The organism is Synergistaceae bacterium, assembly GCA_031272035.1.
In the GTDB taxonomy this organism is placed as follows: Bacteria; Synergistota; Synergistia; order Synergistales; family Aminobacteriaceae; genus JAISSA01.
The window spans coordinates 23,569-31,869 of the sequence record JAISUO010000090.1 but is presented as its reverse complement, the minus strand read 5'-3'; the positions used below and the strand labels follow the sequence as shown (position 1 = coordinate 31,869).

8 protein-coding genes are annotated in these 8,301 nt (G+C 56.6%); 4 read left to right on the top strand and 4 right to left on the bottom strand.

The genetic code is table 11. The annotated features are described in order from the left end of the window. The coding region (locus LBR61_10635; GenBank protein MDR1732534.1) for a flagellar protein FlaG at nucleotides 1-366 on the top strand (366 nt) is incomplete at its 5' end. 216 nt (nucleotides 367-582) lie between these two features. On the opposite strand, the gene LBR61_10630 is transcribed toward LBR61_10635, so the two are convergent. The 3 genes from LBR61_10630 to LBR61_10620 form a co-directional block, all read right to left on the bottom strand. After that, on the bottom strand, nucleotides 583-960 hold the full coding sequence (locus LBR61_10630) for a hypothetical protein (GenBank protein ID MDR1732533.1): 378 nt from the start codon (nucleotides 958-960) through the stop codon (nucleotides 583-585). 212 nt (nucleotides 961-1,172) lie between these two features. Next, complete coding sequence (locus LBR61_10625) at nucleotides 1,173-1,367, bottom strand: hypothetical protein (protein ID MDR1732532.1); 195 nt, start codon at nucleotides 1,365-1,367, stop codon at nucleotides 1,173-1,175. An 86-nt stretch (nucleotides 1,368-1,453) separates the two neighbouring features. Beyond that, a complete protein-coding gene (locus LBR61_10620) occupies nucleotides 1,454-2,470 on the bottom strand; it encodes a hypothetical protein (GenBank protein MDR1732531.1) in 1,017 nt (338 codons plus the stop codon). Nucleotides 2,471-2,612: 142 nt separating this feature from the next. Here LBR61_10620 and LBR61_10615 point away from each other — a divergent pair, with 142 nt between their 5' ends. Further along, nucleotides 2,613-3,848 carry a M20 family metallo-hydrolase gene (locus LBR61_10615; GenBank protein MDR1732530.1) on the top strand — a complete coding sequence of 412 codons (1,236 nt, stop codon included), beginning with the start codon at nucleotides 2,613-2,615 and terminating at the stop codon, nucleotides 3,846-3,848. Between the two features lie 15 nt (nucleotides 3,849-3,863). On the opposite strand, the gene LBR61_10610 is transcribed toward LBR61_10615, so the two are convergent. After that, the gene (locus LBR61_10610) at nucleotides 3,864-4,274 is read right to left on the bottom strand and encodes a hypothetical protein (protein ID MDR1732529.1); all 411 of its coding nucleotides are present in this window, start codon (nucleotides 4,272-4,274) and stop codon (nucleotides 3,864-3,866) included. Nucleotides 4,275-4,458: 184 nt separating this feature from the next. Between LBR61_10610 and LBR61_10605 the strand changes: the two genes are divergently transcribed. Next, the gene (locus tag LBR61_10605; protein MDR1732528.1) at nucleotides 4,459-5,622 is read left to right on the top strand and encodes an ankyrin repeat domain-containing protein; all 1,164 of its coding nucleotides are present in this window, start codon (nucleotides 4,459-4,461) and stop codon (nucleotides 5,620-5,622) included. A gap of 181 nt (nucleotides 5,623-5,803) precedes the next feature. Further along, complete coding sequence (gyrA, locus tag LBR61_10600; GenBank protein ID MDR1732527.1) at nucleotides 5,804-8,290, top strand: DNA gyrase subunit A; 2,487 nt, start codon at nucleotides 5,804-5,806, stop codon at nucleotides 8,288-8,290. Nucleotides 8,291-8,301 lie beyond the last annotated feature (11 nt).

Sequence of the window (8,301 nt, the reverse complement as noted above, 5' to 3'; positions counted from 1 at the left end):
TTGTCATCCTTCGTCAGCACCTCACAACACGAAACTCTGCGCGAAGCCCTTCCGTTATCGGTGTTGAGCACGACGGAAGCGCCGAACGTGGAGCTTGTAAAAAAGGTTCAGGAACCTGCAAAAGATTCGGAGATTAAGCAGGATGAAAAGAGTGTGCGGGAGATGATGAAACGCACGTCGGAGCTGGTATCCATGATGAGCCATGACCTGAAATTCGAGGTTCATGACGAGGCGGGCATAGTGCAGATCCATGTGATCGATGCGACGGACGGTCGAATTGTGCGAAAGATCCCCTCCGACGAAGTGCTGAAACTGGTGACAGCCATCAAAGAGAAGATGGCCGAACGGGTAGACGTCAAAGCCTGACCCGAAGTGAGAATGTAAGGCAATAATATGAGAGGAAACGAGAAAGCAGGGCCATCTTTTCTGAAGAGACCCTGCTTTTGTTAATTTTTCACGCCAATTTGAGTTTGTACAGAAAAGAGCCAGCGGTTCCAGCTCAGGGCCGCTCCGAACCGTCTGTCGTCCTGCCGCTTACCGTTGACTCTCCAGTTGTCATTTCTGTCGTCGTTTTTGTTTCCGTCAAATCTTCTGCTCTTCAGGCCTGGTTTCTTTGCGCTGTTCAACGTCGGGACGTTTGTCGTCCTTCTTTCTGTCTTTTTTGTTTTCTTCAGCCTTGCGTTTGTCGGGCTTGATTTCCTTGCGCCGCTCAACGTCGGGACGTTTGTCGTCCTTTTGCCTGTCTTTTTTGTTTTCTTCAGCCTTGCGCTCCTCAGGAGTGAGTTCTTTCCGCCGATCATCGGTCTTTCGGTCGTCAACGGCGGTCTCGCGGATCGTGTCATCCGCCGCTCTCAATAAAACCCCGACCGGGGAAGCGGACTGATAGCCGCTCTCTTTCGCGGCGGAAGGAACCGCGCTCAAACAAACCATCAAAATCGCCAATGTCACAAACTTTTTCACGTTATTCCTCTCCTTTTAGAAAGTATTGATTGATACCAATTTGTTTTCAATCGAGCGTTAATGTTAATGAAGAAGCTAATGTTTGAATATACCATTCTTATTTTCTCTCGGCTGCGTTCCCCCTTTGAAAGCAGGGTCATCTTTTCTGAAGGGACCCTGCTTTTGTCAATTTTCACGCCGTCTTTTTCGAAAAACGCAACGAACGCTCCAGACTAATGGACGAGGGAACGCACCTGTTCAACCGACAAGCCCGAGCTTTTTGCGATGATTTCAGGAGGAACACCATCAGCCAGCAGATTTTTGGCCATTTCCTGCCTGCCTTCCTGCATGCCTTCTATCCTGCCTTCCTGTCTGGCTTCCATTTTTGTTTTTTCCAGGTAATCTCTTTCGAAAAACGGGATGAACACTTCTTTTCCCTCCTCGTTCAGTTGGCACAGATATTCTCTGTATTGTTGGGGGAGAGGGCTCTGTTTTATCAATGTTTTACACCAGACTAATGAACGAGGGAACGCACCTGTTCAACCGACAAACCCGAGCTTTTTGCGATGATTTCAGGAGGAACGCCATCAGCCAGCAGATTTTTGGCCATTTCCTGCCTGCCTTCCTGCATGCCTTCTATCCTGCCTTCCATCTTACCTTCTATTCTGCCTTCCTGCCTGGCTTCCATTTTGGTTTTTTCCAGGTAATCTCTTTCGAAAAACGGGATGAACACTTCTTTTCCCTCCTCGTTAAGTTGACACAGATATTTTCTGTATTGTTCCGACAGTTTTCTGTCTTCCAGGCAGAGAATCCGGGAAATAAAAAGATGAAGATCATGCTTTTCCTCCAGGCTCCAACCCCGGTCTCCAAGGATTCCTGCCAGCGTGCGCAGATAATTGTACTTCTGAAGTTCCTCTTTGCTCGCCGCCGATTTTTTTGCCGCATAAAGCACGAGGTCTATGGGATTGTCGCTCGACAACAACTCTTCATCATTTAGCTCCGTCAGCATAAGATTATTATAGCGGTAAACGGTCTCCGTTCCATAGTGGCTGTACTCATAAAACTGCCGCTCACCGCTCGGCCGCTTCTCCGCGGAAATGGCCAGCGCCACCGGTTCCTGCCGATAATGCCCATAGATCAGGCATTTGTAATGATACATCCTCTCGGCGAGATTTCCGTCGCCGTTGCTCTGTTGGGCCTCCGCATGAAATAAAACGCGCTCCGTGTCTCCTTCCGTCAGCGGAACGCCTGCAAACTTATCCGCCGAATGCGCAAATTTATGGATCTTCGGGTCACCTGTATTCAAAAGGTCCTGAAATTCCTTATCGAGAAAAATGGGCGGTCTGCTTTTGTCCGCCTTCTCGTACAGCTCCGGCACGGCCCTTTTCAGAAGAAGGTAGAAATATCTTTCAATCAGGCTTTTCCAAAAACCATCGTAATCAGAACGCCCTTCATCATCTTCTTCAAGGTCTGTTTTTTCCTCCGTGTCGTCAGGCTGAACTTTCATCTGCTCTGTTTCTTCTGCCGTCAAAAGCAATCCCTCCCTGTCATGGCTCGCTATTATAGTCGAAACCGCGATTGCGTTTGTCCGGTATATTGCGTAGAATTGCCGAAAGGGCGTGGCGGAAGGATTCTTATTTGGCGGTTATATCGATTTTTGGAGGTACAGTAAAATGGCAGGCCGGGCGGATGTGAAAATCGATCGGGAAACGCTTTGGAATACGATTGTGGAAATGGGGAATATCGGAAAGAACGGCGCCGGACGCACGCGTCTGGCTCTGAGCGAAGAAGATCTGGAGGCGCGCCGGCTGCTGGTCCGGTGGATGAAGGATCTGGGGCTTGAGGTCCGGATGGATGCAGCCGCGAGTATCTGGGGAGTGCGCGCGGGGCGGGACGCGGGGGCCGCTCCCGTTCTTCTGGGGTCTCATATCGACACGGTGCGGAACGCGGGGATGTTCGACGGCGTGATGGGGGTTCTGTCGGGGCTTGCTGTTCTGCGGGCCCTGAACGAGGCGAAGGTCGTTACGAAACGCCCTGTGGCCGTTATTTCTTTTACCGACGAAGAAGGCGTCCATTTTCTGTCGGGGGGAATGGTGGGCAGCCGGTTCATTGCCGGGCTCGCCGACATGGAGTTCTTCGCTTCCCGGTGCAACTCCGGGGGAAAAAGCTGCCGTGACGCCATCGCCGAAAGCGGCTTTGTGGGAACGGACCGCCTGGATCCGCTTCCCTGCGCCTATCTGGAATATCACATTGAGCAGGGACCGGTTCTTGTGGACGAAAACATACAAATCGGTGTGGTGGAAGGCGTTGTGGGCCTTTCGTGGCTGCGCGTCACCTTTAGAGGGGAGGCGAACCACGCCGGAGCCTTCCCCATGAACCGACGGCATGACGCCGGACTGGCGGCCGCCAGGGCTGTTGTCGGGCTCAACCGTCTGGCCTTCGATCTCGGGCGGGACACGGTCATCACGCCGGGGCAGCTGATCCAGTCGCCCAACCTTCCCAACATCGTTCCCGGAGAGGCCGTTCTCACGGTGGACATTCGCCAGTTCGACCCCGATTTGCTGGAACGGGGAATCGGGCGGGTGAAGGAGGTTGTCCGGGAGGCCGCGGAGCAGGAAGGGGTGTCGGTGGAGGTCGAGACGCTTTCCCGCACAAAGCGGGCCGTATTTCCGGAGGAACTGGTGTCTCTGGTGGAACGCAGCGCCGGGGAACTGGGCTTTACGACCCGGCGTATGCCCAGCGGGGCCGGCCACGATGCGCAGATTATTCACACGATCTGTCCGTCCACGATGATTTTCGCGCCCTCCAGAGACGGCAGAAGTCATTGTCCCGAGGAGTATTCCTCTCCGGAGGACGTGGGGAACGGAGCGGACGTCCTTCTTCAGTGCGCCCTCCAGCTGGCGGAGTGACCGGCGGTCCGCCGCTCAGGCCGGGTCCTTCCAGGCCAGGTCCACCGGCGGAATCAGGTCTTTCACTTTGGGGTGGTACGGCCCCCCCGGAGTGTAGGAATAGATTTCCAAAAAGCCCCTGAACCCGAAGGCAAAGCTCTTCACCCTGCGTTTATCCGATCCCGATCCTCCCACGAGAAGAAAGCGCTGCGTGACCACGTCGGGCAGGGGCTTCCATTCCCGCAGAAGCCATTCGATATCCGGACCGTCACGGTGCAGCCAGACGATGTAGTCCCAGGCGTAATATTTTGCGATGGGAAGCATCAGGCTGCCCTTCACCATGGTGATCTGGCGGCTGACGCCCTGCATACTTCCCTGCTCCCAGGGCGTGAAGCCAAGATAAGTCCACATCTCGCTGTTTCTGGCGAGTTTGGAATAGTCTGACATTTTAATCTCTCCTTTCTGTTACAATATAAAAGATTATCATACTGATTTTGCTTTCGACCGTACCTGAAAGCTGTAATTGAAAGTTGTAAATTGGAAGCCGGATGCGAGCAGCGATGTCGTGTTGTTTTTTGTGCGACCGTCGCGATGCGAAAAAAAATTTGTCTGTGAGGTGCTTCAGGCGATAATGAAAAATTTACTGAAAAAAACTTTGCGGGTGTGGGGAGTCGCGCTGCTGATTTCAGGCGGCGCGGGGGTTTTTGCGGCCGAAGCGGGAGACCTTTTTTCGTCGCTGCCGGAGATGCGTTACGCCAGTGTCCAGGGGGCGCCCTTCGGGGGACAGACCCCTCCGAGGCGATCGGGAGGAACCGCGGAGGAGATTTTTTTCGAGACGGCCGCCCAGGGAACCCCTCTGCAAATGCGGGAGCTTCTGAGCAGCGGCATGAAGGTGGACGAAAAGGATCCTTTGGGAAACACGGCCCTTATCCTGGCCGCCGGAGAAAATAGGGACCCTGAGATGATCCGGGTGTTGCTGACGGCGGGAGCGGACATCAACGTGCGCAACAAAAACGAATTGAATCCGATCATGGCCGCCGCCGAGAGAAATACGAATCCCGAGATCGTCGCCACTCTGGTGAAAGCGGGAGCGGGAGTCGACGACAAGGGGACGGGAGGGGCGACGCCTCTTTTTTCCTCGATTCTCGTCAATCCCAATCCGGCGGTTATCATTGAGCTGATCCATTTGAGCGCCGACGTCAACATGGGGAACAAAGATGAAACGACGCCGCTGATGGTCGCGTGTTTCGAGTATCGGGGAACGGAGGTCCTGGAGGCGCTGCTGAAGGCCGGCGCCGACGTCAACGCGAAAAACCGGAGCGGAATAGCGGCCCTGTCCATCGCGGCGGGTACGGCTCAGGAGGCCGCGGCGATCGAGCTTCTGCTGAAGGCCGGCGCCGACCTGAAGGCGGTGAATAATCAGGGGCAGACGGCGTTGCATTACTCGCTCTCCACGAACCAGAATCCGGAGATCGTGAAACTCCTGCTGGATGCCGGATCCGACGCGAACGCCCGCTATGGAAAGGGAACCACGCCGCTTATGCTGGCGCTCCGGTATCAAAAATCCCAGGAGATGATCAAGCTCCTTCTGGATCGGGGAGCCGACGTCAACGCCGCGGATGACGACGGGCGAACGCCGCTGATGATCGCCGTTCAGAAGGACTCCGGCGGCGAGATGATCAAACTTTTGCGGAGCGCGGGCGCGGATACGCTCGTAAAGGATAAAGCGGGACAGACGGCCCTCGATATGGCGAAGGCCGCGGGAAAACCGGAAATCGTGAGCCTGCTGGAGTGACGGCGAACGCGGCTTATACGGATTCCGACACATGCGGTTCCGGAGGGTTTTTTACCCTGTAAAACGTGTTACAATAGAACTTCCTGAGTACGTCTCTGTCGCGCCTCGCAGGTGACAGGGACGTACTGTCTGTTATGAAAATTCCCGAAGGGTGTCCTGTAGATGAAGGTGTGTCTGACTTATGACTGAAGAAGTGAAGGGCGGAGAACTTTTCACAAAGGTGGTGCCTCTGCCGCTGGTGGAGGAGATAAAGCAAAGCTATCTGAGTTACGCGATGAGCGTCATTGTGGGACGCGCGCTTCCGGACGCCCGCGACGGACTGAAACCGGTGCAGCGCCGTATTCTCTACGCGATGACGGAACTGGGGCTGAGGCACAGCTCCGCTCATAAGAAGTCGGCCCGCGTGGTCGGCGAAACGATGGGTAAATACCATCCCCACGGCGACAGCGCCATCTACGAGACGATGGTGCGCATGGCCCAGCCCTGGAGCCTGCGTTACTGCCTGGTGGACGGGCAGGGCAACTTCGGCTCCATCGACGGAGACAGCGCGGCGGCCATGCGTTACACGGAAGCGCGTCTTTTCGAGCTGGGAGAGCTGATGCTGGCCGACATCGAGGAAGATACGGTGGAGTGGGGACCCAACTTCGACGAATCCCTGCAGGAACCTCTCGCCCTGCCCGCGGCTCTTCCGAACCTGCTGGTCAACGGCAGCACGGGAATTGCGGTGGGCATGGCCACGAACATCCCTCCCCACAACCTGAGAGAGGTGGTCAGTTCCCTCTGTTATCTCATCGATACTCCCGCGGAGGAGGTCGCACTTTCGGAAATCCTGAAGCGAATGCCGGGGCCGGATTTTCCCACAGGAGCCATCATCCTGGGGCGGGAGGGCATCCGGGACGCCTACAGTACGGGGCGGGGCCGCATCGTGGTCCGCGGGCGCATGCACGTGGAGGAGGGAAAGCGGGGCAAAGTTTCCGTCATCATCACCGAGATCCCCTTCATGGTGAACAAGACCACGCTGATCGAGGCCATGGTTTCCGCCGTCCAGGAAAAGCAGGTGGACGGGGTCTCGGACATCCGGGACGAGTCCGACCGCGATGGAATGAGGATCGTGCTGGAGCTGACACGGGACGGCGACTCCGATCTGGTCATGCGGCAGCTGTACCGGCATACCCAGCTTCAGTCCACCTTCGGCGTGATCAACCTGGCTCTGGTGAACGGTCATCCCCGGGAGCTGCCCATCGTGGACATGCTCTCCGTCTTTTTGATGCACCGGAGAGACGTAATCCGCAGGCGAACCGAATTTCGCCTGAACAAGGCTCAGGCCCGGGAACACATTCTCGAAGGGCTGGTGAAGGCACTCGACAGCATCGATGAGGTCATCGCGCTGATTCGGGGAGCCAAGACGGCTGCGGAGGCCAAAGAAAGCCTCGTGGAACGTCTGGCCTTCACCGAGATTCAGGCCCAGGCGATTCTGGAAATGCGGCTCCAGCGCCTGACGGGCCTTGAACGGGAGAAACTCCATGACGAACTGCGGCAGATTCTGGCCGACATCGAGGGCTATAAAAAAATACTGGGCAACCCGAAAGTTCTGGACGGCGTGATCCGCGCCGAGCTGGAGGATCTGGCCGCCCGTTTCGGCGACGACCGCCGCACGGAAATTATCGACAGCTTTGAGGAATCCTCGGACGAGGACCTGATTCCGGAGAGCGACATCGTGGTGGTGCTCTCCCAGGACGGTTTTCTGAAGCGTCAGGATCTGGAGAGCTACACCCTTCAGGGTCGGGGCGGAAAGGGCAGAAAGGGCGCTTTCGTCCCTGAAGAAGACGCCATCGCCATGGTCAGCGTCACTCACACCCATCGGGAACTGTATTTCTTCACCTCCCGGGGGCGGGTTCTGACCCTGCGCGGTCACATGATTCCGGAGACGAAATCGGGCAAGGGCAAGCAGATCGCGAAGCTGCTTCCTCTGGAAAAGGAAGAGCATGTGGTGGCTCTGTACGGCGGCGAGCTGACAGGGCTCAACTACGCTTTCTTCATCACCCGGAGCGGGGTGGCCAAGCGCATCGAGCTTTCCGAGCTGGCGGGCTCCAACCGGCCGCGCCGCGTCATCACTCTGGACGAAGGGGACGAAATCGCGCAGGTGCGTCTGACCACGGGGAAGGACGACCTTTTACTGATGACGGCGGGCGCCCAGGCCCTTCGCGTTCCGGAAGAGGAGTTCCGGTCCATGGGACGAAGCGCGCGAGGCGTTCGAGGCATGAGACTCGCCCCTGAGGACGTCATCATCAGCTGCGACGTGGTCAGCGAGGAAAGCCACATCCTGATCCTGAGCGAACGCGGCGTGGGCAAACGGTCCCGTTTCGAGGAGTTCACTCCCCACCATCGGGGAACCTCGGGGGTACGGGCCATGAATCTGGGGCCGAAAACCGGCAGGCTGATCGGGTGCTGGGCGGTGCGCGACCAGGACGAGATTATCGCCATCACCACCCGGGGCCGCATGATTCGCGTGGCCGTTCAGGAGATGCCGCTTCTGAGCCGGACGGCCATGGGGAATATTACGGTGCGCCTGGACGAGGGCGACCTTGTGGCGGACTGCAGCATCGTTCGAATGGACGAAGACCGGCCCGAACCGGAGCCCGAACCCGAAAAACTCCTGCTGGAATGAACCGGAGGATG

Bases quoted from the DNA above. Each gene is read 5' to 3' on its own strand.
- LBR61_10615 (MDR1732530.1), top strand. From the start codon at position 2,613: ATGGCAGGCCGGGCGGATGTGAAAATCGATCGGGAAACGCTTTGGAAT.
- LBR61_10610 (MDR1732529.1), bottom strand. From the start codon at position 4,274: ATGTCAGACTATTCCAAACTCGCCAGAAACAGCGAGATGTGGACTTAT.
- LBR61_10605 (MDR1732528.1), top strand. From the start codon at position 4,459: ATGAAAAATTTACTGAAAAAAACTTTGCGGGTGTGGGGAGTCGCGCTG.
- gyrA (MDR1732527.1), top strand. From the start codon at position 5,804: ATGACTGAAGAAGTGAAGGGCGGAGAACTTTTCACAAAGGTGGTGCCT.